Consider the following 24,259-nt stretch of genomic DNA (forward strand, 5'->3'; position numbering starts at 1 on the left):
TGGTCGACGCTTAGGAGAAGTCCAAGCCGATATCCAGCACGCGCACCGAGTGGGTGAGGGCGCCGACGGCGATATAGTCCACGCCCGAGGTGCCGTACTCGCCGGCGTTTTCAAGCTGCAACCCGCCGGAGGCTTCTAGCGCCGTGGTTGGGCTGAGCGCTTGGCGGCGGTGGACGGCGGTGTGGACATCGGCAAGCGCGAAGTTATCCAGCAGCACCATATCCGGGCGCAGCGGGAGCACCTCCTCGAGCTGGTCCAAGGTATCGACCTCGACCTCGCAGGGGATATCCGGGGCATGCTCGCGCACGCGGCGCAGGGCCGTAGCCACGCTGCCGCCCACGGCGAGCACGTGATTGTCTTTAATCATGGCGGCATCGCCTAAGCCCATGCGGTGGTTTGCCCCGCCGCCGGCGCGCACGGCGTATTTCTGCAGCGCACGCAGGCCAGGAAGAGTCTTGCGGGTATCGCGCACCTGGGCCTGGTTAACGCCATCCGGCGTTCCTGTGTCCGCCGCCGCTGCTGCGATGGCATCGACCCAACGCCGGGTCTGCGTCGCGATGGCGCTTGCGTGCGAGACCATATTGAGCATGGTGCGCTCAGCGGCCAGCACGAGGAGGGTAGGGGCCTGCACCGTGGCGATGACCTGGCCTGGGGCAACGCGGTCGCCGTCGGTGGAGTGGAGGGTGATAGAGGGGGCATCGCCAAGCGTGGGGCCTGTATCCACGCCCCACTGGCTCAAGCGCTGGGCGGTCGCATCAAGGACCTGCTCTATAAGGCCCAAGCCTGCGATGGTACCGGCCTCGCGCGCGGTGAACTCCGCCGTGCAACGGGCCTTACCCGGCACTGTGGCAAGCGAGGTGTAATCCGGCCCGTAAGCGAAATCCTCGTCCAAGGCCGTGGCAATGAGCCCGGAGCAATCCGGCAGGCGCAGGTTTCCCATTTACTCGCCCCCGCCGGGGTTGCCAATGGAAATCATGGCTTCGAGGGACTTGCGCGCCGCATTCGCGGTATCTTCTGGCACCGTAACCTCATCGGTCTCTTCCACCAGGCAGCGCTCCAGGGCCTCTGGGGTGATCATCTTCATGTACTTGCACTCGGCGTGATCGTTGACGGCCTGGAAATCGATGTCTGGTGCGGCCTGGCGCAGCTGGTGCAGCATGCCGGTCTCGGTGGCAACGAGCACCTTGTTCTGCGGCTGCTTCTGGGACTGGGTGATCATCTGCCCGGTAGAGAGCATGTGCACGCGTTCCTGTGGCACCAAGCCCTCGTTGGCCAGGTACAACGCGGAATTGGAGCAGCCGCACTCCGGGTGGATATACAGGTCCGCATCCGGGTTGTCTTGGGTCTGCTGGGTCAGCTGCTGGGCGCTGATGCCCGCGTGCACGTGGCATTCACCGGCCCAAATGCGGATATTTTCCCGGCCGGTCTCGCGCTTGACGTAGGCGCCCAAGAACTGGTCGGGGCAAAAGAGGATCTCTTTATCCGCCGGCAGCGAGTTGACCACGTCGACGGCATTGGAGGAGGTACAGCAGACATCGGTCAGCGCCTTGACCTCAGCGGTGGTATTGACGTAGCTGACCACCAGCGCATCGGGGTGCTCGGCCTTCCAGGCGCGCAGCTCATCGGCGGTGATGGAATCTGCCAGGGAACACCCAGCGCGCTCATCGGGGATGAGAACCTTCTTATTTGGCGAAAGGATCTTGGCGGATTCCGCCATGAAGTGCACGCCGCAAAAGACGATGATATCTGCATCGGTTTCCGCCGCCTTGCGCGAGAGCGCCAAGGAATCACCGGTGTGGTGGGCAACGTCTTGGATCTCCGGGATCTGGTAATTATGGGCCAGGATCACGGCATTGCGCTGCTCCGCTAATTCTTTGATCCGCTCGGCCCAGGCCTTACCTGTTTCGGTGTCCGAACCGGCATAAGTGGCAGAGGGCATGACGCCAACATTCGTTTGAGTCACAAGTGCTCCAAAAAGTGATAGTCACGGGAATAAGTGGGGTGTTATAACCGTACTAAACTGTCTGTGTTGAAGACCACTTGCGATGGCCCGTGGCTGGCGGGCGAGGCGGCTAGAGCTCCAGCGATCCTTGGGCGAGGCCGACCGCAGCGATGATGGCGGCCACCAGCACCACGATGACGATGGACCACTCAAATCGGTTAAAAAGCTTCTCGCGTCGCGATAGGCGGGTGAGCACATACGGGATAAGTCCCGGCACAACGGCGAGGGCGCCGAAGAGAATATAAACCGGGTCGGCGGCGTAAATCAGCCACAGCGAGTACACAAAGGCCACCAGCGCAATGCCAAAGTGGCGCCGGTTTTCGCGCCTGGGAATATCGGGCCCAGATAGATCGAACCGCGTCCCGGCGTGCGGGTGGGTCACGCCCTTGCCGCGTATCGCTAGCAGCAACAGATACAGCGAGGAGAAGATATAGGGCAGGAGGTACATGATGGTGGCGAGCTGTACCATCGCGGCATAGGACGCCTCGTTGACGTAGAAGACGACGATGAAGATCTGGATGGCGGAGGTGGAAATCAGCTGCGCTACCCACGGGGCGCCGGCCACATTGATGGTGCCGATGCGGCGGGGGATAAGGCCATCGATGGCCATCATGACGATGGGCTCAGCGCACAGCATTTGCCAGGAAACGTAAGCTCCGAGGACCGAAAGGCACAGGCCGATGGAAATCAGCGCGCCGCCCCAGGGGCCGACGACCTCTGTGAGTACCGAGGCCATGGAATTATCCGGCAGCGCGGCCAGCTCCTCTTTGGTCAGCACACCAAAGCTCAAGGTGGATACGGAGACCAAGAGCGCCAGCACGGAGAAGAAGCCAATGACGGTAGCGCGGCCGACATCGGTGCGCTTAGCGGCTTGCTTGGAATAGACGGAGGCGCCTTCTACACCGATAAAGACCCAGACGGTAAAGAGCATGATGCCCTGGACCTGCTCAAAGACGCTGGCATTGGAATTTCGGCCCCAGAAATCCAGGGTGAATTTATCCCAGCTAAAGCCGATGAACGCGACCAAGACGATGAAGGCCAGGATGGGGACGATCTTGGCAATCGTGGTTACCAGGTTCATGAATGCGGCCTGTTGCACGCCGCGGGCCAAAACGGCGAAGATTCCCCACGATAGGAGGGAGACGGCGATGGCAGAGGGCCATTGGTGGTCGGCATCGAAAAGCGGCAGGTAATGCCCAATCGTATTGAAAAACAGGGTGGCATAACCCACCTGCGCCATCACTGAGCCCAGCCAGTAGCCCCAGCCCGAGGTAAAGCCGATGAAATCACCCAGGCCAGCGCGCACATAAGAATAGACGCCGGAATCCAGGTGGGGCTTGCGGTAGGCCAGAATCTGGAAGACAAAGGCAACCGAGAGCATGCCGACGCCCGCCACCAACCAACCGATGAGCATGGCACCTGGGCCCGCCACGGAGGAAATATTTTGGGGTAGCGAAAATATGCCCGCGCCGACGGTGGATCCGATAATCAGCGCGACAAGCGTCCACAACGACACCGAGTGGGACTTATTTTGGCTGGAGGTCATTGGCCTAAAGTACCGCGCCCGCCCCGCTAAAGGGAACTTGAGAATTTACACGGGATAGACTTTGTAGCTATGACAGTCCTGTTGCTCGATGAACGCTGGCCCACCATGATCCCCATGCGCGCCTATGGCAGGTTATATGGACCCGTTCAGTTCACCGGGGAAGTGCCGGTATCAGTGCGGTGGAATTTCTCGGATCTCTTAAGCGGCGATGATGCCACCGGCACCTTGGTCACCACCGATGAACACGATCCAGAAACCCAGGCGCGCATTGCCACCGGCGAGCAGGTCATTAGAGCCGAGTCGCTTGACGATGCCGTGATGCAGGCGCGCAGCGCCATGGCGGCGGCCCGGCGCATCGGCGAATGGGAACGCGAGCAGACCCATGAATCCCTCTTGCCGTACCTAGAAGAAGAGGCAGGCGAATTTGCGGCGGCCGTGCGCCAGCGCGCGCCCGAGGAAGATTTGCTCAAAGAGCTTGGGGATATCTTCCTGCAGGTGCTTTTTCACGCCGAGATTTCCACCTTCTCGCTTGACGATGTCGCCGCTAGCTTCGTGCGAAAGATGCGCTCCCGCGCGCCGTATCTCTTTGATGGCACGGTGGACATAGTGGGCGTAGAAGAACAAAACCGCCTCTGGGCGGAGGGGAAATCGCGGGAGTAAAAGCCGGCTAAGAGTCTCAGGGACTTTTACGCGCGGCGGGCGCGTGTAGTTATCCGGCGGGGTGAATGTCACTTAGTAGGATGGCTACTCATGAACAGGCTGCTGCGAACAATCGGGGGCTGCGGACTAGCCGTAGTAATCATCATTGCGCTGGTAATGGGGCTATTTGTATCCAATTCCACCGATGATTCCTCGGTCCCAGATGCCACCCCGCCCGTAGGTGGAAAAGAGGTGGCCAATATCGATGTCAACGCGCCGGGCCGCACGGCCGATAAGCTCACCCACTGGGCATCGGATTTGGCAGAAGCGACCGATATCCCGCCGCAGGCGCTGCGTGCCTATGGCAACGCGGAACTTATCGCTCGGCAGCAGCACCCGGGGTGCAATTTGCGGTGGAATACACTCGCGGGTTTGGGCTTTGTAGAAACCCGGCACGGCACCTATAACGGCAACTGGTTTAAGTCCTCCAAGCTGGATGACAACGGCTATCCGCAGCCGCCGATCGTCGGCATCACCCTGGATGGCTCGAATAACACCGCGCACACCCCAGATACCGATAATGGCGAGATCGATGGCGATACGGAATTTGACCGCGCGGTAGGTCCGTTGCAGTTCATCCCGACCTCGTGGGAGTCCGTCGGCGGCGATGCCAATGGCGATGGCAAGGCCGACCCGAACCAGATCGACGATGCCGCCCTGGGCGCGGCGAACCTCTTGTGCTTTGGTGATAGGGATCTCAGTAACCCGGATCAGTGGGAAGAGGCCATCTTAAATTACAACCAGTCCAGGGAATATCTGGACAAGGTAGCCCACGCGGCCAATGCCTACTCGGTACCGCAACCGGCTCGCTAGCCTCACGCGTCGCGGTTTTCTGGAACAATTGGGCCTGTAACTGAACTAAGTGGCTCAGCGACGAACATCATCTATAAGGAGTGAGTTACAGCATGGCTGGTATCATCCACGCATTTGGACGCGAGATCCTGGATTCCCGCGGTAACCCGACCGTAGAGGCCGAGGTCTTCTTGGAGGACGGCGCCCACGGCGTTGCCGGCGTTCCCTCCGGCGCATCCACCGGTGTGCACGAGGCACACGAGCTGCGCGACGGCGGCGACCGCTACCTGGGCAAGGGCGTGCAGAAGGCCGTAGAAAACATCAACGAGGAAATCGGCGATGAAATCGCTGGCCTCGAAGCTGATGACCAGCGCCTCATTGACCAGGCGCTCATCAAGCTGGACGGCACGGATAACAAGTCCCGCCTCGGTGCCAATGCCATCCTCGGTGTGTCCATCGCTACCGCTAAGGCCGCCGCCGAGTCCGCCGCGCTGCCGCTCTACCGATACATCGGCGGCTCAAACGCTCACGTTCTTCCCGTTCCCATGATGAACATCCTGAACGGCGGTTCCCACGCTGACTCCGGCGTGGACGTGCAGGAGTTCATGATTGCCCCCATCGGCGCAGAGACCTTCACCGAGGCCCTCAGCATCGGTGCTGGCGTGTACCACTCCCTGAAGGCCGTCCTGAAGGACAAGGGCCTGTCCACCGGTTTGGGCGATGAGGGCGGCTTTGCTCCTTCCGTCGATTCCACCCGCGCTGCGCTCGACGTCATCGTTGAGGCCATCAAGAAGGCCGGCTTTGAGCCAGGCAAGGACGTTGCCCTGGCCCTCGACGTCGCTTCCTCCGAGTTCTACGAGGACGGCAAGTACCACTTCGAAGGCGGCGAGCACACCGCCGAGGAGATGTCCAAGGTCTACGAGGAACTCATCAACGAGTACCCCATCGTGTCCATCGAGGACCCACTGCAGGAAGACGACTGGGAAGGCTACACCACCCTGACCGCCGCTATTGGCGATAAGGTCCAGATCGTCGGCGATGACTTCTTCGTCACCAACCCGGCTCGCCTGCAGGAGGGCATCGATAAGAAGGCAGCCAATGCGCTGCTCGTAAAGGTCAACCAGATTGGTACCTTGACCGAGACCTTCGATGCCGTAGAGCTTGCACACCGCAACGGCTACCGCACCATGATGTCCCACCGCTCCGGCGAGACCGAGGACACCACCATTGCGGACTTGGCTGTTGCCCTCAACTGCGGCCAGATCAAGACTGGTGCCCCGGCCCGTTCCGAGCGCGTGGCTAAGTACAACCAGCTGCTGCGCATTGAGCAGGAGCTTGGCGATGCCGCCGTCTACGCCGGCCGCTCCGCCTTCCCACGCTTCAACGCTTAAGGCCTGGCGGTCTAGTCTAGAAGCTGGACTCCGTTAGAAAGTCAGCCCCCGCTGCGCCCCGCAAAGGTGCGGCGGGGGCTTCCTCGTTCTAAGCATCCCGAGCGCCTGAGAAAGTTGGTAAATTTCCGCGCGTGCCACGCCCGTGTTACTGGTGTGGCGGCGCTAGGATAGTAACCCTATGGCACGTGAGAAGAAGACGGAGCGCCGCCGGAGCCGCACTAGGGTTCCGGTGGCCTCGCGTGCTGCGGATATCCGCAAATCCCAGCGGGCGCAGGAAAAGAAGAACCGCAAGCCCGATCGCATGAGCATCGTCGGCATGACCGTCATCGTGGTCTTTGTCCTATTGATGCTCGTCATCATCGCGGTGCCGCTGCGCAATTACTACCACGGCCGCTCCGAAATTGCCCGGCTCAATGAATCGATTGCCGCGAAGCAGGATGAAAAAGATGCCCTGTTGGAAGAGATCGATAAATATAAATCCGAGGACTATATCAAGCAGGAAGCCCGGCGCCGCTTCGGCGTGGTAGAGCAGGGCGAGACCGCGTACCGCATCCTCGATCCGAATATCCAGCCCGATAACCAGGTCACGACCAATAGCAAGGAGCAGGAGGATTCGCGCCCGTGGTTTGAGGTGCTGTGGGATTCGGTGGCGCAGCCGCCCGAGGAAGAGGCCCCAGCGGGCGAGTCGCATCACCTGCCGATCGAGCCAGCGCCTGAGGAAAGCGGCGATGTGCGATAATTGTTCGCATGACCGTCACTGATGCAGATTTAGCCATCGTTTCCGAGCAATTGGGCCGCACCCCACGCGGCGTGCTGGAGATATCCTTCCGCACGCCGGACGGCCAACCGGCCGTGATTAAAACCTCTCCCAAGCTGCCGGATGGCACCCCATTTCCCACGCTGTATTACCTCACCGATCCCCGCCTCACCGCGGAAGCCTCCCGGTTGGAGGTCGCCCACGTGATGAAGTGGATGGAGTCCCGCTTAGCCGAGGACAAAGAGCTCGCCGCGGACTATCACCACGCCCACGAGCACTTCTTGGCCAAGCGCAACAAGATTGAGGACTTGGGCACTGATTTCTCTGGCGGCGGCATGCCCGAGCGGGTGAAGTGCCTGCACGTGCTCATCGCCTATGCGCTTGCCGAAGGCCCACAGCACTTCCGCCTCGGCACCGAGGCCGTGGCCATGGCGGCCGACCACGGTAAACTGCGCGGGACGGCGATTCCGCAGGACTGGCCCACGGTGGAAGAGCTGGGCATCGACCTGGCGGAGTTCGATTTTTCCAACGCGGAATAGGAGTAAGACATGACTCGCGTGGCAGCCATTGACTGCGGTACCAATTCCATTCGCCTGTTAATTTCTGAGATCGATGAAGACGGCAAGGTGCGCGATATTACCCGCACCATGGAAATCATTCGCCTGGGCCAAGGCGTGGATGCAACGGGTGAAATTGCCCCCGATGCCTTAGAGCGTGCCCGCGTGGCCTTGGAGGGCTATGTGCGCCAGATGAAGTTTGAAAAGGTTACCCGCGTGCGCATGGTGGCAACCAGTGCCACCCGCGATGCGAAGAACCAGCAGGAATTTTTCGATATGACCGCCGAGCTTTTGGGTCAGATCCAATCCGGCGCTAAGGCGGAGGTTATCTCCGGCGAAGAAGAAGCACTCCTGTCCTTCAACGGCGCGGTAGCCGATATGGAGCCGGACCGTGGCCCCTTCTGCGTCATTGACTTGGGCGGCGGGTCCACCGAATTCGTCGTGGGCACCGCCGATGAAGAGATTCTAGGTTCACATTCTGCGTATATGGGCTGTGTGCGCCTGACAGAACGCATCATGCGCACCGATCCCCCCACGGAGTCAGAAATCGAAATTGCCTCCGAATACGTGGCAGAGCGCATGGGCGAGGTGGAAAAGATCGTCCCCATGTCCAAGGCACGCACCATTGTGGGCTGTGCGGGCACGTTTACCACGCTATCCGCCCTAGCCCAGGGCCTAGAGCGCTATGATCCCGATGCAATCCACGGCTCGGAGCTGCGTTTTGATGCCCTGCGGGTGCTGCTCAAGCAACTCGTCAGCATTCCCTCTGAGGAACGCGCCCTCAATCCGGTCATTCACCCGGGCCGCGCCGATGTCATCGGCGGTGGGGCAGTAGCCGTTGAAGGAATCATGCAGCTTATCGAGCGCACCAGCGATGCACGTAGCTTCTTCATCAGTGAAAAAGACATCCTAGACGGCATCATTGCAGGTCTGGTTAGTGAATCTACCCCTCATTAACTCTTTTTAGGAATAGTGTCCTACACTATTCCTTGCACCCCGCCCCCATAGCCCAATCGGCAGAGGCAGTCGACTTAAAATCGATTCAGTGTGGGTTCGAGTCCCACTGGGGGCACAACTACCAGCACAAACGCTGGAAATATTGCCAGTATAAGGCAAAACTGTCCAAAAAGTGTCCATAAAATAACTGGACACCCCTTCCCGGATTCCTGTCCGGGGAGGGTATCGGACGGGGATTGAAATCTTGGCGACCCACTGGGGAGACACCAACCATATCCTTGCCCTTCCGAATCGTGACCATCCGCACCTAGCGCAACAAGCGATAGACGGGAAAGAGAGCGCCCCTAAGGCAACACGGGCACCCCAACCTTTAACGCTTCCTGTTAGCCCGTCAGACGGCCATACAGGCCCCAGAAAGCGCCCTTTTGAGGTGCGGAGAGAGAAAGCCTGACTGAGCAGGGACAATAGGGGGAGTCAATGGGGGAAGGGCCCTAAGAAAACTGGTGGGGGATAAGAAAAGCTCTCACGCGAACATAACGTGAGAGCTTCTACTCGTTGCGGTCTAGCGAACCCAGCCTTGTGGAGTTTCTTCCTTATCCCAGTTCGGGGCGCGGCCGTGGCCTACCTCTACTCGTGGAATCTCTTGGCGGCGGTTCATAGCTCGAACCGTCGATTCCGGGTCGTTGAGATAGCTCTTAATCCAGTCTTCTCGTTGCGTGGCTGACACCTTGCCGATACGCACCGCCTGGTTTACAACCTGTTCTGCAGCGAGTCGGTTGTCCTGGTCGCGTACTGTCACGCCGCGGTGGATTGCGTCTTGCATCTCGTTCCAGACTCGGCGGTCAATGGTGATTGGAGCGTCGACTGCATTGTTCAGGAAGTTCATAGTTGCTTCTTCCTGGTTGCTCTCAGAGAGCTGTTTCGCTTCGTTGATGATTTCTTTGATGGTGTCGAGAACATCGTCAGCGGTCGCGGTTTCCGGCTCCAGCTTGAGGAGCCCGGTAAGTTCTGCCCACTGCTCCGTGGTGAATGAGCCCGGCGTGGGCGAGGATTGCGGTTCCTCTTCGTTTCGAACGAGGTTGTCGAAGAATCCCATTTTTCGTTCCTTCCTTGTAGTGGGGATTTTTGGTGCTGGTGCATCTTCACGGCTTGCGTAGCGGTAGTTGTGCGCCATTGCGTAGACGATGCTGTCAGCGTGCGCGGCCGGCGCTTCCTGGTTGGCGAGTCCGTCAGCGAGTCCAGCGTCGACGGCTTCGCGGGCACTGAACCAGGTTTCTTCTCGCATGAGTGAGCGCCATTGGCTGACAGTCCCACCGGCTTTTCCTGCATAGATTGACGCGATGTTTGCCGATATGCGGTTGAGGTCGGCGGCCATTTTCTCCAGCTGTGTGGCGTTTCCGTTGGCGGCTCTGAATGCTTCGTGAATCATGAGCTCACTGTTAGGTGCCATTAGCGCCTTGTCTGCGCCACCGATTGCGATGTAGCTCGCGGCGCTGGCGGCTACACCGTCGACGATGGTGGTGACGTGACCAGGATAGTTGCGCAAGGTGTTCATGATTGCGACTCCCTGGTATGCGTCACCTCCTGGGCTGGAGATGCGGACAGTGACCTTGCCGGTCATGGCAGACAGTTGTCTGCGGACACTGTGCGCGGTGCTGTCACCTTCTCCGATGATGTCGTAGATAAGTATCTCGTTCATCTTGGTGCCTTGCCCTTGGTGGTTAGTGCGCCAGGCTGATGAGGGCATCGTCGCCTTCGTCAGTGTTGTCGACAGCCCAGCCCACGGTTACGCCGCTTGTTGCCGGGGTGGCGTGGCCATTGGCGGCTACTTCTACCGCGGTGCCGGCGGTGAGTGCTGCGGCGGCGGTGACAGTGACAACGCGCCCGGAGCCGCGTGCTACACCAACGAGGTTGTCGGCTTCAGCGTTGTATTTGCACACGCCGGCGATAGCTTCACCTGGATTTGCAGGAGCAACGGAAATCAGGCCCTTCTTCATGGCACCGGCGTAGCGCAGGAAAGTCTTACCGGTGACGGTTGCTTCTACGTGTGCGGTGAGGTCGGTGCCGGGGTTGAATCGTTCTTTCATCTGGTTGTGGTACATCGTTCCTCCTTAGACGTTGTTGATGGTTGCGATGGCGGCGGGAAGGGTAATGCCCATAACTGGCATGGCGTAGCCCTGTACCCATGTCTGTCGGTGGTGTTCGTCGCGCCAGGTGGTCACGGTGAGTGGCTCTTCGTAGCGGACGAAACCAGCCTTGCCGGGGTCGACGAGGTAGGTCTTTTCTTTCGGTACGTAGTTGGAAGAAATGAGCTCCAGGCCGAAGGTGTCGAGCATGGCATTCATGTTCGGGCCGTAGGCTGCAAGGATGCGCGATTTGGTGAGCGGGTTAACCAACATCTTCGAGTAGGTGATTCCTAGCTCTTTGGTTTCGGCGATGGCGAAGGCATCAGCGATAGACGAGGTAGGCCGGTTGTTCGGCGCGGTAATGGTGGCCGGGTCGCCTTCGAGAATGAGTTCACTCCATTTGGTGCCGGTGTGGGCGATGGTGTTGGTTTCGCCAGATTCATCGGCGGCGGCGATGGTTTCCATTGCGCGCTGGTTGAGTTTGCGGCGAATGGTGTTGGACAGGGCGGTGACGTCGTTGTCGAAATCGACGGTGAGGTTCCGCTTGCGTGCTTCGTCGGAGATTGCGAACTTGCCACCGTAGTCTTCTACTCGTGCGAGTTCTGCCTCGGGACGTTCGCGGTAGACAACGGTGTATTCGTCGCCGGGCTGGCGGGCGGTGACATCGTTGTCGGTGTAGAAGTTCTTCTCGGTGGTCTTGGAGTAAATGACCGTGCCACCCTCGACTGGGCCGGAATCATTGGAGAAGATGGTATCGACGAGAAGGTTGGCCTGGGCGATTTCAGCGACGCGGGACTCGATGACCGTGGGGGTCGAGAGTGCTTCGTCGATGCTGATGATGCCGTCTTTGTAGTCAGCGCGTGCGGGATAGAAGCTCATTTATTTGCCTCCTTTTTGCTTGTTGTCTGCTTCTTCTTGGCCTGCCCAGTACCCGAGAAGCCAGGTCGCCAGGTAGGACGGATTCGAGTAGGCGGGAGCTGACGGCGAGGCAACGATGTATGGGGCGAAGGTGAACGTGACTTCGCGGTTAACGCCGTCGGCCGGTTTAAGGTTTCGGTCAACTGGGCAGCAATTCATGATTTGCCGAAAGTCCAGCGGGATTGAGTGAGACATAAGTCTCCTTTCTTGTGTGTTGTTAGTGGTGAGCAAAGTCACTTGTTGTCGCGGTAGACTTCCACGTCGTCGCGGTTGAAGAACCAGCTTTTACCCTTTTTGACCCCGGGAAGGCGGTCCCGTTGCGCCAGGCTGCGAACGTTGCGGTCGCAGCACCCCAGGATTTCAGCGGCTCGTGCGGTCGTGATTTGCTCATATTCGACATTGTCTTCGAACGAGGTGCGGGCTGGTTCCGAATGTCCGGTTACGGAATGGATCCGGGCCGCTAAGTGAAGAACCTTCGGGTTGAGGTTCGCCCCGTGGCGGTGGGCGAGGTCTGCAGCGGAAAGAATTGCTCGTGAAAGAAGGTGAGCGTCGCTGTGGTTGATAATAAGTACATCGCCGGAAAGGGAGAGTGGTTCGTTCATTTCTGGTTCCGTTCAAGTTCGAAGGCTTCGGCGGTATCGACGAGGGAATCGGCTAATCGGTACGTGTCGCGGTCTTTTAGTTCGATACTGATTTCGGTGCCGTCTTTTGCTATGACAACTAGGCACAACGTGGTGTGCCGTCCTTTTCGGGTAATCCATTTCACTGATAGGTCACCGGTAAGCCAAGGACGGTGCGGGATACGAAAGCGAGTTCTCATAAGGAGTCCTTTTTGAAGATTGTGGGATTACTGGCGCGTAACTGGCTTGGAACGTGTTCCAGGCGTTCCTGCAGGTCAAAGGGCTTTAAGTTGTGTTCCACTTGTGTTCCTACTGGTGAGGACGTTTTCGCATTGTGTTCCTACAGGTCACAAGGTTGGGGTGGTGTACGAGGACTAGTTTGTTGTGTTCCTGGAACATTTTTGGAACATGTTTGGAACACGTAGAAATGTCCTGTGACCTGTTGGAACATAGTGGAACACGTTTTAAGAAACTTCATTGTGAATTTTCTTCTTCTTGCTTCGGAGGGAACGCGTCCGTTGCCAAGCTCGTGAGCTTGAGACCATAGAAACGGCGCTGCTTTTTCTCGCCGTTCTCGCGGGTATTCTTGTACCGAATGCCTAGATTGGCCGCTTTCACTTCCTGGATAAATTTGTTTTGAGGAATGGAAAAAACTCCAGTTTCGTCGCACCACTGTTTGTAGCGAGCATGAACTTCTTTAACTGGAACAATGTCGCTTACGTCCTTGGTGATGATGTAGTCGATTTCGTCGGTGAAATAAGACTTAGTTGGAGAACCAATATCGCTCATGAGCTCCAGGGCTCCGGCTTGGGTATCAGGCACCGTAAATCTCTTTTGCCCATTGAGCCTTACTAGGCCTTGAAGTGCCCATAAGAAGATTCCAGGAAGTTCTTTATTGATGCGCTGTCCAAGCGTGGTGTCTGGTTTGCTGGCGAATGATTCGGCCAGCTCAATGGCGACAAACCGGCGAAGAATCGCGCCCGATGGATCTTGTAGTCGTGGCATTTCATTCGACACCATGAGGAAGCGGGTAGGAAGTTGCCCGTTCCAGAAACTGCGATTTTTCCGGTTCACGCTGACTGCATCTTCCCCAATGATTGATAAAAGGCGCTCAACTGTCGTTGACGTGCGGGCTCCGAATTCTTGGCGTGCATCTTCAATGACAGCCAGGGGCTTGCCGATAAGGTCTTCCATACCGAATTCGCCACCTAACGATGACAGGGAAGGCGAGACACAATTAGACAGGCCCATAAGTTGCTGGAGAGTGCGCGAAATGGTGCCTTTGCCACCACCTGGTGGCCCAACGAGGAGTAGACCTTTTTGCAGGTCAGTGCGACCAGAAATGAGATAGCCGGCGTATTCCTGAATTGACCTCTTGCCATTTGGATCATGATTGAATACTTCGTTTAGGAAAGCTTCCCATGTAGGGCACGATGCCATGTTGTCGAAGTCGAACGGTAGGCTCCAGGTGTTAAACAGTGCTGCATCATGGCCGGGGGTGAACTCGCCGTTTTCTACATTGACCGTTCCGTTTGCCAGGGAGATTAGATTTCCGGCGTTGCCGCGTCTTTCGTCGAGCCAAGTGGGGGCGTCGATGGAATCGCGTAGGCGGTTAATAATCTGCAGTGGTTCAATCAGGCCCCTGATTCGCGCTGTGTTAGGTTCCCAGTCCTTGACACCTTTATCAGTGGTACATGTGGCGGTTTCGAGTTTTTCCCAGATGGGTTGCTTTACGTCGAGCTCTGATACTTCTTCCCAGTTGGTTCCGTTGAACTGCCACCAACCATTTCGCCACCAACGAAGAATGCTGACGTTGGTTTCATCTTCGGTGAATAGTTCTTGGGTAATTTGGCGCGCTACCGCAACTGGCTTTGTGTGGGGTGGGAAATTGTTCTCGGTCACGCAATCACTCCTTGGCCCTGGTCTAGCCGCCGGGAAATGTCCCGTAATTCGGAGGTGTCTTTTTCGACTTGTCGAACTAGGTCATTAATGCTTGGCCCGTAGGAATCACGCCCGCTATAAATGTCACTGTGACGTAATCGGTAGTAGTCCTCGGTTACCCTTTTCGCGAGCTCTGGAAGCATGGCAGGCGGGGATTGAAGATGTAGTTGGGGCGGCGATACGAAATATATCCAATAGTTGCGAAAGCTATCGTTCGTCATGCAGTCACGCTTTATAAGCGTTTCATTAATGTCAGTGAGCTTAACTACTGTGGAGCCACCGTAGAAAACTTCAATCAGTTCAGCGGTTGCCTTGGTTGCTTTCCAGATTTCCTCAGCTTGCCATTCAGGGCCGAAGTCAGTTTCTTCAATAAGTGCCACCCCGCTAAGTACCTGTTTGGCTGTAAGTCCAGATAACAATGCCGACAAGTATTCCTTGACGTGCCTTTCGTGGAAACTGAACGCGTTTTTAACGTGATTGTCCAGCTGTTGATTTGGGGCTGCCATGTAGTTCACCTAGCCTTCCTCTACGTTTATGCCTTAGGGCTTCTTCCCTGGTGCCCTCCAGCGGCTCGAACGCTGGTGCCTGCCAGTAGGGCTAAATGGTGTTGTCGTCCTGGAGCTAGAGGACCTCTTCGAGGTTGGCAATCACCTCGCGGATATTGCTGGCTGCATGCTCGTCGAAACAGCTACTCTCGACGTTTCGCAACTCCTCTAGCGCGTCGAACACTGCGAGCTCTACAGTCCTGTGTTCGCGAACGAGTGTTTCGCGTTCTTCTTCGTACGCCTGGCGAATTGGAGCGAGTATCTCTTCGCTGCGCTGTGTGATGGCTGCGCCCACACTGTCGACGGTGGTGATTGCTCTATCGGACATGACACTCTTTCGTGAGGGTGAGGTGCTGGAGAAGTTCCATGGCGTCGAGGACGAGCACCTCGTCAGCTTCGTCGAGTAGTTCAGTGACAATCATTCGTCGGCGCCTTCTTCCCAGCTGCTGATGCCGGCCTGCTCTAGTTCGATGTCGTCGACAGCCTTCATCGCTTCGAGCACGGCCATATAATCGCCACCATCGCGGTAGCGCTCGACGAGCATGTATTGCAGATCAATAGGCATCCAATCAGAATGCCCAGTGAAGCGCTTGATTGCTTCTCGTTTGCGGGCATCGTTCCGGGCGATTTCTTCTTGGTGCTCCCGCTCGGCGCGCCACTCCTGTTGCACCGCAGCGTGGCATTTTTCAACGAGGGTGCGAAGCTGTTTGGTCAACGCCGTGTTTGCTTTCTGGACTTCTCCGAACTTCGCGTCGAGCTCCCGGAACTCGGTCGGAGTAGCGGTTACAGATTTCTCGTTGATTTTGCGAAGTATCACATTGTTGTGCGAGATAGCTGCTTGTACCTCGGTGATAGCTTCGCGTAGTTCGCTACTGCTATGATTGTGGTCATTCGAGTACGTACCAGTCTCGTTTGCTCCCTCGTTGATGTTTGCGGCATCAACGGGGGTTTTCTCATGCTTAGTGGTCATTGGTGCTTTCTCCTTAAGCAACGATGGATTGAGGTGGGATTGTGGCGTCAGTTTTCCCGGAAGGGTGCATCGTGGTGACAATGTCCGGGCGGTAGCGCATGCCCTCGGGGTCGGTGATTGCCGCGCCTTTGTAGTGCACGCGAATCGGTAGCCCGTTGGAGTAGTGAGTGGCGCGGTGCACGTTGTGGTGCATGGCTTCGTTGCGAACTGTTTCGCGAATGCCGTCAAGAATGTAAATTGCGCTCTGCAGGTTTTCGGGAAGCTCGTCGAAGTCTGGGCATTCGCCGTTGACGTCTTGGACTTCCTCGTTGGCCGCGTCCAGGGCGGCGAGTACGTTGTCGGCGAGGTAGGCCAGTGAATCTTGGGGAAGATACTTTTTCATGAGTGTTTCCTTTATTGCGATTGGGTTGCGGCGATGATGTCCTTTTTGGACATGCCGGCTGTGATGATTCCTTGGGCTTCTGCGAATTTGCGCCATTCGGCGATGCTGGCTGCTTTAGCAGGGCGAGAGATGCTCTCTGCAGGCTCGACATCTTCAGCCGGGGCCGGTGCTGGTTCGGGAACTTGGGCATTCGAACTGGCGGGCTGGTGAGTTATGCGCTCGAAGGCTTCGGGGAAGCGAGCCGCTGTTTCGGTGTCGATTGTTGCCGTGGTGCCGGCGGCGAGGATGTCGCCCTGGTCGTCCAGACGGATACTCTGCAGAACTTTCACTTTGATGTCGTGGCTCATGCCGCTTCCTTTGGTAGCTCTTCGATTCCGAGCAAGTCGAGCAAGGGCTTAGTGGGGACGATGTAACGACCACCGATTTGAATCACTTTTGTCGGGAAAGTGTTATTGCGGGCGGCAGCATAAGCGGTGCTTCGTCCGATGCCCAGAATTGATGCGGCTTCGGCGAGGGTTAAAGATGTGGGGGTCAAGGCTTAAATCCTCTCTTCTCGGTTAGCGGGAATTTCCCCGCTTAACGAGAACTATAAAGACATTGCGCCTCCTTGTCAACACTGTGTGGAATTTTCACGCTTTGCGGGATAGTATGGCGGCATGAATTTTGATGAACGAGAAGCGCGGTTCGTGACAAGAATGATTGAACTTCGAACGGAAAACGGCTGGTCACAAAACGAATTTGCGAGACGATTGCAGGAAGCTGGTCTCAATTGGAAACAGCCAACTGTTGCGCGAGTAGAAGAAGGGAGCCGGCCGTTAAGATTCACTGAAGCTCTAATAATCGCGAACTTCTTTAACCGAACTATCGACTCAATGGCGCGAGCCAAACAGTTCACGAAGTATGAAGTCATAGTTCGTCTTGCTGCTGAAGCTCTTCTAGGCGAACAGTTAAGCACGCATTACTACATGACCGGTGACATGGAGGACACGATCCTCGACGTCTATGGTGAAGACGTCCGTGAGAAGCTGCCACCCCACGTTCAAGAGTGGTTGAACTGGATAGGCACCGCCCCCGCGGGACAGCCAGCCAACCTCATTTGGGAACAAAGCGTGGACCTGTACGAAGCCGCAATGGCTGAGGCGCTACAGATTCCAGACAGGTCAATCCATTCCATCTCTCTAAAAAAGGATCGCCGTGGCTCGCGGTAGGCCGACTACGCCGCTGGGAACCTGGGGTGAAATATCTTCCAGACAGTTGGAGACCGGAAAGTGGCAGTCTTCTACGCGGCTCAGACTATGGAACGGTGAAACAGTCCGTGTCCGAGCACGGGCGAATTCGAAATCAGCCTCTGTCAACGGCGTTAAAGAGAAATGCACGGAGAGGCTAGGAACTTCCGATTCGGAGGTTCTAACAACGACGAGTCCAGTCTCCGATTTGATGGAACATTGGATACAGACGAAAAACAAGGTTCGCCCCCAAACCCGTGACCGCTACCGCAATTCAATCCACCGTCATATCGTCCCGGCGCTCGGAGAAATGCGGATTCGAGAGGTTAAGCCCTCCTTCCTGAATAACTGGTTACAGGCACTGCCTTCGGGTGTTGCACCGAATGTCCGAACCGTCCTAAAAGGCGCGTTCAAAATGGCTACGAGGTACGGGCTAATTCCGTCCGACCCGATGCAAGTAGTCGAGCCGGTTACCGTTGAGCAAAAAGAAGTCCGAGCCCTAACGAGGGAAGAGATTCCAAAGTTTCGAGCGAAGATTGCAAGGTCGGGGAATGAAACGCTCCGGGACGTGGTGGACGTTAGCTTAGCCACCGGATTGCGCGCCGGCGAGGTTCTAGGAATTAAGTGGAGTGACGTTAGCTTAGAAGGTGAACCACCAATACTTAGAGTTAGTGGCTCAATGGTCTACTCGAAAGACACAGGGCTGATTCGGCAAGAAGAGGGAAAGTCCGCTAACGCTTCTCGCCCGATTCAATTGTCCCGAACGTGTGTTGAGATTCTGCAGCGCCGAAAGGAACAATACGGAGCCTTAGAGATGGTGTTCCCGTCCGGGGCTGGCACGTACTTGTGGGAGAACAACTTCAACAGGTGGCTTAGGAAGTGGCGCGGCGATGAATTTGATTGGGTGACAATTCACTCGCTGCGGAAGACGTTAGGCAGTCTTGTCTACGAGGAATTGGGGCCGGCTAAGGCTGCTGAAGTGTTGGGGCACTCGTCGAGCTTGTTGACGGAACGGGTGTATGTCCAACGCAATGACAGTGGCGTCCCCATTGGCGATTTAGTGAATGCAGCACTAGATGGTGTCCAAAAAGTGTCCAAAAAATAGCTGGAAATAGCCAAAATTCTTAGGGCTATTCGGATTTAACGGACTTTCTACCTGCAATAATTAGACTAGACAACGCTCAATAACCTGAGCATGACTTAGAGTTCAGTCCGATTCAGTGTGGGTTCGAGTCCCACTGGGGGCACCGTGTGAAGTCTCGAGACACCGCTCCTAAGGTGTCTCGAGACTTTTCGTATGGCTGAGCCTAGCGTTTGAACTGGCTGGGAGAGCCTAGCCTGTTCGCATGCCATTCGCACACCTCATCTGCGAGCCAAAGACGCGTGCAGCCTATATCCTGGCCGGTACACAGCTCCTTGTCTGAACCCGCGTCAATAATTTTAGGCTGTACGGTTTTTCCGGTTGTTGCCGTCGATGGCAATTCCGACTGCGATGAATGCAGGGATGAAAAATGCGCTAGCGCCCGCCAGCGTCATGATGATTGCTGTGGCAATGGAAATGAGTGTAAATCGCAAGATATTCCTTCACTTTCAGCCGAAGTATGACTGTCTAGGCACACGAGGATTAGCTCATGAAGAAGATGCCTCTTTTAAGTTTATATCGAAACTGCGGATAGTAAATCCGCGGTGCACCTGACAGGGAGTGATGGCTAGCGAAATATTGATAGCAGAGCGGCAGGAAATAGGGCCGCTAGAGCCCTGGAGGAGCTGTTCACCATAGTGGACCGCCTTGTAGTCAGAAAATCCTTGGCAATCAGCTGTGGTTCTACGCCGAGAACCTTTCCGGCGGCTCACCCGACACGAGAGCAAGTTCCTAGCAACAAAACTCGGGACAGGTCACAGGAGGGGCCGGTCCAGCAATAAATTTCTTGGAATCTTGAACAAATTATTCTAAATGAGGAACTTTGTGAGGCGTGATGACGTTGATCTACATGAGAAAGATGATTCGTACATCACTGAGAAAGGACAACCGTGCGTTCAAGCAATCCGGTTATGACCTCGCTGACTGAAACTAGCCAGCAGCAGAACCCCGGCTCCGGCTACGCGAGCGAAGCCCCTCGCCCCATGACCGTGGATGACGTCGTCACCAAGACGGGCATCACCCTCGGCATCATTATCGTGGCCGCTGCTATCAACTTCTACCTAGGCACCATGAACCCGGGCACCGCCATGATGCTTATGCTGGTCGGCGGTATCGGCGGATTCATCACCGTACTCGTGGCCTCCTTTGGCCGTAAGTGGGGTTCCCCGGCTGCGACCCTCATCTACGCAGTATTCGAAGGCTTTTTCGTTGGTGGCTTCTCCTTCGTCTTCGCCAACAGCACCATCGGTGGTTCTAATGGCATGGCACTGATTGGCCAGGCAATCGTCGGCACCATCGGCGTGTTCATCGGCATGCTGATCGTCTACAAGACTGGTGCAGTAAAGGTCACTCCAAAGTTCACTAAGATTTTGGTCGGCCTCATTGCAGGTGTCGCGGTGATGGCTCTCGCTAACTTCTTGGGTGCCATCTTCTTCGATTTCAACCCGCTGCGCGATGGTGGCCCCCTCGCCATCATCTTCTCCTTGGTCTGCATTGTCTTGGCCGCTCTGTCCTTCCTGACTGACTTTGACCAAGCAGACCGCCTTATCCGTGCCGGTGCTCCTGCCAAGCAGGCATGGGGCGTAGCCCTTGGCTTGGCCGTGACCTTGGTCTGGCTCTACACCGAAATCCTTCGCCTGTTGAGCTACATTCAGCGCAACTAAGCCTCTTCGCGCTTTCAGCCCGCACTTCGGTGCGGGCCATTTTTGTGTTTTCCTTTGGCTTACGGGCGTGTAATTATTGGGGTAATTCAGGGGGTATTAAGCCGTTCTTTAGCCTTTAGCCGGGCAGGGGCGGGCTTTCAGGCTAAAGACAGCTAATGAGCAGCTAATTTCACCATTTGAAAACACTTAAATGTGGCGAATGAGACTAATGAGATAGTTAAATATTGACTAATTTGCGCTCTCAACGAGAAATTCTTGCACGATTCATGCATGCTATGTGGCGGGAACGGGAAACCGGAAGGTAGAGAGTTCTCTCCTCTATTTTCTTCTCGTTCCAGCTCGTCTAAAAGGAGTAACCGAAGGATTGTTGTGAAACGTCAGGCAACCGTAGCAGCGCTGGTAGTCAGCTCGGTCGCGCTGAGTGGCTGCGCTGCGGAAGTCGGCTCGAAGAGCGCATCAGAAGATGCCGCGATGACGGCAGAAACTGATGGCACTAGTTCAGTCGATGGCGCGGGTGATGCCAACGGGAGCCAGGGGGATGATGTGGAAGACAATCCGGGGGATTCGGAACACCCCGAAGGCGAGCATTCGAGGGCCGGCGCCGGTCTTCGGGGGGAGACCGGCGCCACGGGAGATGAGGATTCCGGGGTACTGCCGCCACCGGGAGAATTTGATCCTGCTGATCTAGATTTCGAGCTATTCGATCCATGTACGGAGATTGCTCCGAAGAGGCTGGAAGAAATTGGCCTTGAGCCGAAGATCCTTGATTATCGGAAAGAATCTGGGCACTATTTTTGTAATATCGCATCGAACGGGAGGAATTTTTCGGAAAATATTTTAGTATCCGCAGCTAGCGATTCAACTTCATTCGAAGAGCTAGGGCTAAATGAAGACCTTCGACAAAAAGATGAAACCGCGGATAGCGAAGGTATCCACCTCTTTAACTCTGAACTCTTTAAAGAATCCCAGTGCAATGGATATCTTTCAACTAGCCGAGGGACGATAATAATCGGCATAAATGATGTCACGCCACATTCGAGTCCAATGAAAAGATGTCAATTGGCTGCTGACATAATTACTAATCTCAAAAAATAATCGTGTTTTGGGGGAAACATGCTTGTTAGTGTCAAAAATCTACAGCGGAATACCAGCATAATATCCGAGCTGTATCGACGAGCTCAGTCGCTAAAAGACCGAGTGAACAGCCCACTTAATTCGGGATTTTCGAATGTGTCGGGCATTGATCACGTAGGGGGTGTGCATGAAAGGGCACTCACCACCGACCCAGGTTCGGCTAAGGGGACGCTCCTAGACTACGCCTCGCAAGTTGAATGGTTGTCGCAGGCTCTTGCCCGAGAAGCGCGAGGCTTTGAAGCCCAAGAAAATGCAAATAGTAGGGCGATGGATATCGCTGATGCGGGTGGTGAGATTGGCGTTGAATCGATGCCGATTATGGACCAGCCGGAGCCGGGGTATAGCCCCTTCGCCTTTACTCCTCCGGTAGTTAACGTCGGCACATCGATTACCAAGTTGGCGACGGACTTGATGTCAACGCAGATTTGGAGTGTGTCTGAAGCTAATGCGCGTTGGGCGTCGTTAGGTTCTGAGGTTCGGGAGATCGTCAGCGGGCTTGAAGAAGCCGCAGGGTCCCTGGAAAGTGAGAATGACAGCGAAACGACGTCGCGCGCGGCGGCGAAGATTAGGGAAGTGGCAGCCTCGGGAAAGCACTTTGTGGCCAATGCCGCAGCAATGGGAGAAAAGCTTACTGGGTTCCACTCGCGGTTGATGATGATTCAGCCTTCGGCGATGGCCATGGCGATGGATATTATGAAAATCCCTGACCCAGCGAAGCGAAAAGTCGCAGAGAAGGCAGCGTTGGCAAAGCTGCAGCCGGACCTCCAGAGGTTTGCCATTGACGCAATGCCCAATCAACATCCGCTGATGGAACAGTCGCCGGCCTCTGGAGGCGGCGGCGTAGATGCTGGTTTGTCAGGTGTGGAGGGCGATGGCCAGAAATACAACACCGATAACGTCGTCTGGCCGCGTGCAATTCAGGAAGCTATTGCTCGGGGCGATGTGGGCCCAGGAAACTTTGACGTGGCTAATGGTACGGTCCACGATTTGGAGTCCGTCGGCATGACTCCAGAGGAAACTGCCGCGTTCCAGGAGCAATTGCATGCAGATGGCAGAAGGGCGCTTTCTGAGCTAGGTGTGGGCGACGGTATAGATATCAGCGGTCGCGATGTCGCAACCAGTGGGGCCTCACTTCCTGGGGCGACGGCATCGCATGGCCACTTAGGATCTATGCCAACGGCAGGTGCCGCTCCCGGTACCGCGGGTATCGGTGCTGGAGCTGGCAGCGGTAGCGGTGGACTCGGTTCTACCGGGATGGGAGCACCGCTTGGTGCTGGACGTGGAACAGGTTCTGGTACCGGAGCCGGATCCGGGGTAGGCACAGGAACCGGTATTGCCGCTGCAGCGGGCGGTCCTGGCCTCGGCGGGCGAACTGGACGCGGAAACGCTGGTGCGCTTCGCGGAGGCGGATTCAATTCGCTGGCCGGGCTTGGCAGCGGGGCCATCGGTACGGGCGGAAGGCCTGGTTCTGGAGCAGGTGGAAATATGGGCGCACTCGTAAATTCCGCCCCAGGTTTGGGAGGTGGCGGAACCGCTGCGCGCGGCGGAGCAGGCTTGCGCGGTGGTGCCGGTGAGGGTGTCGGCGCCCGCGGCGTGGGAGGCGCGCTTCCTCGGGCCGCAGGTGAAGCCGCTGGCAATAGCAGCGGCGGTAACGGTAGCCGCGGACACCTAGAACGGGGCGCTGCGCGTGAAGCTGTGGTCCGCGGGGGAGGCGCCGCCAATAGCACCGGTGTTAAATCCGGTGCCGGGAGACCGGCCGCTGGCATGCGCGCCTTTGCACCAATGATGGGAACTCGGGGTCAGGGAAATGACAAGAACCGGGTGAAGGCGGTAACCACGCAGGTTGAGCGCGAACCGAATAAGCGGGATCTGTTGGGCGAGCCGCCGGCGGTCGTGCCTGGGGTCATCGGCAATTGGGCGCGAGAATCCTAGGTAGTGAATTGGGGAAAGAAAAAGGGCTGAAGGAAAGTATCCCTCAGCCCAATTCTTTTATTTTTATTGCGGCAGTTGTGTCGCGGTAGCGTTTGGCAGCTGCTCAGGTTCCTCGACCCCGTTTTGCAGGCCCTCCGGATCCACGCCAGGCTCGGTGGTAGCAGCAGAGGAAGACGTCTCAGCATTCTTCTGTGCCGGTGCCTCGCCGGTAAAGGTCGATGCGTTGTCGATCTTGCCGGATTCAGAATCCTGCTCGTTCGGCGGGTGGCAGGCGGCCAAGGAAAGGCCGGCGGTAAATACTAATCCAGCGGTGGCGAAACGGGAGAATTTCTTCATGGGGATGTGCTCTTTCTCCAGAGTAGTGAAGGCGGTAGTGGGGTGGACGGAGGAAATTAGGACTCGCGCGGGGTGGCAGCCTTGGCGGAATCGTATGGGGCAGCCGACTCGATGGTCACCGAGATGGTCTTACCGTTTGGCGCGGAATACTCGCGGGTTTCGCCCTCCTGTGCACCGATGATGGCGGCGCCCAGCGGGGACTGCTCGGAGTAGGTTTCCAGGTCCTTGTTATCGGTCGCAGCGGCGCGGGTACCGATGAGGAAGGTTTCCTTATCGTCCTTGTTGCCGTTGTAGTACACGTGAACGACGCTGCCGGTGTAGGCAACGCCTTCCTGCATGGTGCCACGCTCGGTGGTGGAGTTAGCCAGCAGCTCAGAAATCTGCTTGATGCGGGCCTCTTCCTGGTCCTGCATCTCGCGGGCGGCATCGTAGCCGGCGTTTTCTTTCAGGTCGCCCTCTTCGCGGCGCTCATTGATTTCCGCCGCAACCTCAGGGCGGTGATCGATGAGTTCCTGCAGCTCGGTCTCGAGCTTTGCCTTGGTTTCTGGGGTGATGTACTGCTTTTGCTGCTCAGCCATTCTAAAACCTTCCGTGCTGTGGAATAGTGGTCAAAGTCCCGCGAT

At 56.8% G+C, this 24,259-nt stretch carries 29 protein-coding genes and 1 tRNA gene; 12 read left to right on the top strand and 18 right to left on the bottom strand.

Annotated features, from left to right (window positions below; genetic code table 11):
• Positions 1-10 precede the first annotated feature (10 nt).
• The 3 genes from nadC to ACP8IT_RS04355 form a co-directional block, all read right to left on the bottom strand.
• Positions 11-940, bottom strand: a complete 930-nt coding sequence (gene nadC / locus ACP8IT_RS04345) for a carboxylating nicotinate-nucleotide diphosphorylase (protein WP_126318699.1) — start codon at positions 938-940, stop codon at positions 11-13.
• Positions 941-1,939, bottom strand: coding sequence for a quinolinate synthase NadA (gene nadA, locus ACP8IT_RS04350; protein ID WP_042403631.1), 999 nt, complete (start codon positions 1,937-1,939; stop codon positions 941-943).
• A gap of 133 nt (positions 1,940-2,072) precedes the next feature.
• Entirely contained in the window at positions 2,073-3,548 is a 1,476-nt protein-coding gene (locus ACP8IT_RS04355; protein WP_490290462.1) for an amino acid permease, read from the bottom strand.
• A 69-nt stretch (positions 3,549-3,617) separates the two neighbouring features.
• Between ACP8IT_RS04355 and ACP8IT_RS04360 the strand changes: the two genes are divergently transcribed.
• From ACP8IT_RS04360 to ACP8IT_RS04390, 7 genes are all read left to right on the top strand, one after another.
• Positions 3,618-4,208 (top strand): MazG nucleotide pyrophosphohydrolase domain-containing protein, encoded by a 591-nt coding sequence (locus ACP8IT_RS04360; protein ID WP_284644188.1) that lies wholly within the window; start codon positions 3,618-3,620, stop codon positions 4,206-4,208.
• A gap of 90 nt (positions 4,209-4,298) precedes the next feature.
• Complete coding sequence (locus tag ACP8IT_RS04365; RefSeq protein ID WP_005280013.1) at positions 4,299-5,060, top strand: lytic transglycosylase domain-containing protein; 762 nt, start codon at positions 4,299-4,301, stop codon at positions 5,058-5,060.
• A gap of 92 nt (positions 5,061-5,152) precedes the next feature.
• Positions 5,153-6,430, top strand: a complete 1,278-nt coding sequence (gene eno, locus ACP8IT_RS04370; protein WP_490290463.1) for a phosphopyruvate hydratase — start codon at positions 5,153-5,155, stop codon at positions 6,428-6,430.
• Positions 6,431-6,608: 178 nt separating this feature from the next.
• Positions 6,609-7,169 (top strand): FtsB family cell division protein, encoded by a 561-nt coding sequence (locus ACP8IT_RS04375; protein ID WP_005282089.1) that lies wholly within the window; start codon positions 6,609-6,611, stop codon positions 7,167-7,169.
• 8 nt (positions 7,170-7,177) lie between these two features.
• On the top strand, positions 7,178-7,726 hold the full coding sequence (locus tag ACP8IT_RS04380) for a DUF501 domain-containing protein (protein ID WP_490290464.1): 549 nt from the start codon (positions 7,178-7,180) through the stop codon (positions 7,724-7,726).
• 9 nt (positions 7,727-7,735) lie between these two features.
• Positions 7,736-8,701 carry a Ppx/GppA phosphatase family protein gene (locus ACP8IT_RS04385; protein ID WP_005280018.1) on the top strand — a complete coding sequence of 322 codons (966 nt, stop codon included), beginning with the start codon at positions 7,736-7,738 and terminating at the stop codon, positions 8,699-8,701.
• Between the two features lie 41 nt (positions 8,702-8,742).
• A tRNA-Leu gene (locus tag ACP8IT_RS04390) sits at positions 8,743-8,816 on the top strand.
• A 447-nt stretch (positions 8,817-9,263) separates the two neighbouring features.
• Here the strand turns inward: ACP8IT_RS04390 and ACP8IT_RS04395 are convergent.
• The 12 genes from ACP8IT_RS04395 to ACP8IT_RS04450 all read right to left on the bottom strand — a co-directional run bounded on the left by ACP8IT_RS04395 (position 9,264) and on the right by ACP8IT_RS04450 (position 16,738).
• Positions 9,264-10,400: a head maturation protease, ClpP-related gene (locus ACP8IT_RS04395; protein ID WP_490290465.1), complete on the bottom strand. Its 1,137-nt coding sequence runs from the start codon at positions 10,398-10,400 to the stop codon at positions 9,264-9,266.
• Positions 10,401-10,422: 22 nt separating this feature from the next.
• Positions 10,423-10,803, bottom strand: a complete 381-nt coding sequence (locus ACP8IT_RS04400) for a DUF2190 domain-containing protein (protein ID WP_490290466.1) — start codon at positions 10,801-10,803, stop codon at positions 10,423-10,425.
• Between the two features lie 9 nt (positions 10,804-10,812).
• A complete protein-coding gene (locus tag ACP8IT_RS04405; protein ID WP_490290467.1) occupies positions 10,813-11,706 on the bottom strand; it encodes a major capsid protein in 894 nt (297 codons plus the stop codon).
• Positions 11,707-11,940: a hypothetical protein gene (locus tag ACP8IT_RS04410; RefSeq protein WP_490290468.1), complete on the bottom strand. Its 234-nt coding sequence runs from the start codon at positions 11,938-11,940 to the stop codon at positions 11,707-11,709. It lies immediately after the preceding gene.
• Between the two features lie 38 nt (positions 11,941-11,978).
• On the bottom strand, positions 11,979-12,347 hold the full coding sequence (locus ACP8IT_RS04415) for a helix-turn-helix domain-containing protein (protein WP_490290469.1): 369 nt from the start codon (positions 12,345-12,347) through the stop codon (positions 11,979-11,981).
• Between the two features lie 492 nt (positions 12,348-12,839).
• Entirely contained in the window at positions 12,840-14,267 is a 1,428-nt protein-coding gene (locus ACP8IT_RS04420) for a DNA primase family protein (RefSeq protein ID WP_490290470.1), read from the bottom strand.
• A complete protein-coding gene (locus tag ACP8IT_RS04425; RefSeq protein ID WP_490290471.1) occupies positions 14,264-14,812 on the bottom strand; it encodes a hypothetical protein in 549 nt (182 codons plus the stop codon). Before ACP8IT_RS04425 ends, ACP8IT_RS04420 begins: the two co-directional genes overlap by 4 nt.
• A 115-nt stretch (positions 14,813-14,927) precedes the next feature.
• Positions 14,928-15,179 carry a hypothetical protein gene (locus ACP8IT_RS04430; protein WP_490290472.1) on the bottom strand — a complete coding sequence of 84 codons (252 nt, stop codon included), beginning with the start codon at positions 15,177-15,179 and terminating at the stop codon, positions 14,928-14,930.
• Between the two features lie 90 nt (positions 15,180-15,269).
• Complete coding sequence (locus tag ACP8IT_RS04435; RefSeq protein ID WP_490290473.1) at positions 15,270-15,821, bottom strand: hypothetical protein; 552 nt, start codon at positions 15,819-15,821, stop codon at positions 15,270-15,272.
• A 13-nt stretch (positions 15,822-15,834) separates the two neighbouring features.
• A complete protein-coding gene (locus ACP8IT_RS04440) occupies positions 15,835-16,203 on the bottom strand; it encodes a hypothetical protein (protein ID WP_490290474.1) in 369 nt (122 codons plus the stop codon).
• An 11-nt stretch (positions 16,204-16,214) separates the two neighbouring features.
• Entirely contained in the window at positions 16,215-16,550 is a 336-nt protein-coding gene (locus ACP8IT_RS04445; protein WP_490290475.1) for a hypothetical protein, read from the bottom strand.
• Entirely contained in the window at positions 16,547-16,738 is a 192-nt protein-coding gene (locus tag ACP8IT_RS04450) for a helix-turn-helix transcriptional regulator (RefSeq protein WP_490290476.1), read from the bottom strand. The genes ACP8IT_RS04445 and ACP8IT_RS04450 overlap by 4 nt, the downstream gene beginning before the upstream one ends.
• Before the next feature lie 121 nt (positions 16,739-16,859).
• Between ACP8IT_RS04450 and ACP8IT_RS04455 the strand changes: the two genes are divergently transcribed.
• Entirely contained in the window at positions 16,860-17,411 is a 552-nt protein-coding gene (locus tag ACP8IT_RS04455) for a helix-turn-helix domain-containing protein (protein ID WP_490290477.1), read from the top strand.
• A 229-nt stretch (positions 17,412-17,640) separates the two neighbouring features.
• Positions 17,641-18,534, top strand: coding sequence for a tyrosine-type recombinase/integrase (locus ACP8IT_RS04460; RefSeq protein ID WP_490290590.1), 894 nt, complete (start codon positions 17,641-17,643; stop codon positions 18,532-18,534).
• 335 nt (positions 18,535-18,869) lie between these two features.
• On the opposite strand, the gene ACP8IT_RS04465 is transcribed toward ACP8IT_RS04460, so the two are convergent.
• Complete coding sequence (locus tag ACP8IT_RS04465) at positions 18,870-19,004, bottom strand: hypothetical protein (protein WP_005280019.1); 135 nt, start codon at positions 19,002-19,004, stop codon at positions 18,870-18,872.
• 456 nt (positions 19,005-19,460) lie between these two features.
• Between ACP8IT_RS04465 and ACP8IT_RS04470 the strand changes: the two genes are divergently transcribed.
• From ACP8IT_RS04470 to ACP8IT_RS04480, 3 genes are all read left to right on the top strand, one after another.
• A complete protein-coding gene (locus ACP8IT_RS04470) occupies positions 19,461-20,234 on the top strand; it encodes a Bax inhibitor-1/YccA family protein (RefSeq protein WP_035108611.1) in 774 nt (257 codons plus the stop codon).
• Between the two features lie 369 nt (positions 20,235-20,603).
• Entirely contained in the window at positions 20,604-21,329 is a 726-nt protein-coding gene (locus ACP8IT_RS04475; RefSeq protein WP_023028592.1) for a hypothetical protein, read from the top strand.
• A 306-nt stretch (positions 21,330-21,635) separates the two neighbouring features.
• Positions 21,636-23,300: a hypothetical protein gene (locus ACP8IT_RS04480; RefSeq protein ID WP_005280022.1), complete on the top strand. Its 1,665-nt coding sequence runs from the start codon at positions 21,636-21,638 to the stop codon at positions 23,298-23,300.
• 63 nt (positions 23,301-23,363) lie between these two features.
• Here the strand turns inward: ACP8IT_RS04480 and ACP8IT_RS04485 are convergent, their stop codons facing one another.
• Together ACP8IT_RS04485 and greA are read right to left on the bottom strand one after the other, a co-directional pair.
• The gene (locus ACP8IT_RS04485; RefSeq protein WP_005280024.1) at positions 23,364-23,636 is read right to left on the bottom strand and encodes a hypothetical protein; all 273 of its coding nucleotides are present in this window, start codon (positions 23,634-23,636) and stop codon (positions 23,364-23,366) included.
• Between the two features lie 56 nt (positions 23,637-23,692).
• Positions 23,693-24,214, bottom strand: coding sequence for a transcription elongation factor GreA (gene greA, locus ACP8IT_RS04490; protein WP_005280026.1), 522 nt, complete (start codon positions 24,212-24,214; stop codon positions 23,693-23,695).
• Positions 24,215-24,259 lie beyond the last annotated feature (45 nt).

It is taken from the genome of Corynebacterium sp. LaCa_23, from assembly GCF_058182375.1.

Excerpts from the sequence above, each read along its gene's own strand:
- ACP8IT_RS04400 (WP_490290466.1), bottom strand. The coding sequence starts at position 10,803 with ATGTACCACAACCAGATGAAAGAACGATTCAACCCCGGCACCGACCTC.
- nadC (WP_126318699.1), bottom strand. The coding sequence starts at position 940 with ATGGGAAACCTGCGCCTGCCGGATTGCTCCGGGCTCATTGCCACGGCC.
- ACP8IT_RS04425 (WP_490290471.1), bottom strand. The coding sequence starts at position 14,812 with ATGGCAGCCCCAAATCAACAGCTGGACAATCACGTTAAAAACGCGTTC.
- ACP8IT_RS04485 (WP_005280024.1), bottom strand. The coding sequence starts at position 23,636 with ATGAAGAAATTCTCCCGTTTCGCCACCGCTGGATTAGTATTTACCGCC.
- ACP8IT_RS04385 (WP_005280018.1), top strand. The coding sequence starts at position 7,736 with ATGACTCGCGTGGCAGCCATTGACTGCGGTACCAATTCCATTCGCCTG.
- nadA (WP_042403631.1), bottom strand. The coding sequence starts at position 1,939 with ATGCCCTCTGCCACTTATGCCGGTTCGGACACCGAAACAGGTAAGGCC.
- ACP8IT_RS04375 (WP_005282089.1), top strand. The coding sequence starts at position 6,609 with ATGGCACGTGAGAAGAAGACGGAGCGCCGCCGGAGCCGCACTAGGGTT.
- greA (WP_005280026.1), bottom strand. The coding sequence starts at position 24,214 with ATGGCTGAGCAGCAAAAGCAGTACATCACCCCAGAAACCAAGGCAAAG.
- ACP8IT_RS04395 (WP_490290465.1), bottom strand. The coding sequence starts at position 10,400 with ATGAACGAGATACTTATCTACGACATCATCGGAGAAGGTGACAGCACC.
- ACP8IT_RS04415 (WP_490290469.1), bottom strand. The coding sequence starts at position 12,347 with ATGAACGAACCACTCTCCCTTTCCGGCGATGTACTTATTATCAACCAC.
- ACP8IT_RS04380 (WP_490290464.1), top strand. The coding sequence starts at position 7,178 with ATGACCGTCACTGATGCAGATTTAGCCATCGTTTCCGAGCAATTGGGC.
- ACP8IT_RS04410 (WP_490290468.1), bottom strand. The coding sequence starts at position 11,940 with ATGTCTCACTCAATCCCGCTGGACTTTCGGCAAATCATGAATTGCTGC.
- ACP8IT_RS04460 (WP_490290590.1), top strand. The coding sequence starts at position 17,641 with ATGGAACATTGGATACAGACGAAAAACAAGGTTCGCCCCCAAACCCGT.
- ACP8IT_RS04480 (WP_005280022.1), top strand. The coding sequence starts at position 21,636 with ATGGATATCGCTGATGCGGGTGGTGAGATTGGCGTTGAATCGATGCCG.
- eno (WP_490290463.1), top strand. The coding sequence starts at position 5,153 with ATGGCTGGTATCATCCACGCATTTGGACGCGAGATCCTGGATTCCCGC.
- ACP8IT_RS04365 (WP_005280013.1), top strand. The coding sequence starts at position 4,299 with ATGAACAGGCTGCTGCGAACAATCGGGGGCTGCGGACTAGCCGTAGTA.
- ACP8IT_RS04430 (WP_490290472.1), bottom strand. The coding sequence starts at position 15,179 with ATGTCCGATAGAGCAATCACCACCGTCGACAGTGTGGGCGCAGCCATC.
- ACP8IT_RS04455 (WP_490290477.1), top strand. The coding sequence starts at position 16,860 with ATGAATTTTGATGAACGAGAAGCGCGGTTCGTGACAAGAATGATTGAA.
- ACP8IT_RS04405 (WP_490290467.1), bottom strand. The coding sequence starts at position 11,706 with ATGAGCTTCTATCCCGCACGCGCTGACTACAAAGACGGCATCATCAGC.
- ACP8IT_RS04360 (WP_284644188.1), top strand. The coding sequence starts at position 3,618 with ATGACAGTCCTGTTGCTCGATGAACGCTGGCCCACCATGATCCCCATG.
- ACP8IT_RS04440 (WP_490290474.1), bottom strand. The coding sequence starts at position 16,203 with ATGAAAAAGTATCTTCCCCAAGATTCACTGGCCTACCTCGCCGACAAC.
- ACP8IT_RS04445 (WP_490290475.1), bottom strand. The coding sequence starts at position 16,550 with ATGAGCCACGACATCAAAGTGAAAGTTCTGCAGAGTATCCGTCTGGAC.
- ACP8IT_RS04355 (WP_490290462.1), bottom strand. The coding sequence starts at position 3,548 with ATGACCTCCAGCCAAAATAAGTCCCACTCGGTGTCGTTGTGGACGCTT.
- ACP8IT_RS04435 (WP_490290473.1), bottom strand. The coding sequence starts at position 15,821 with ATGACCACTAAGCATGAGAAAACCCCCGTTGATGCCGCAAACATCAAC.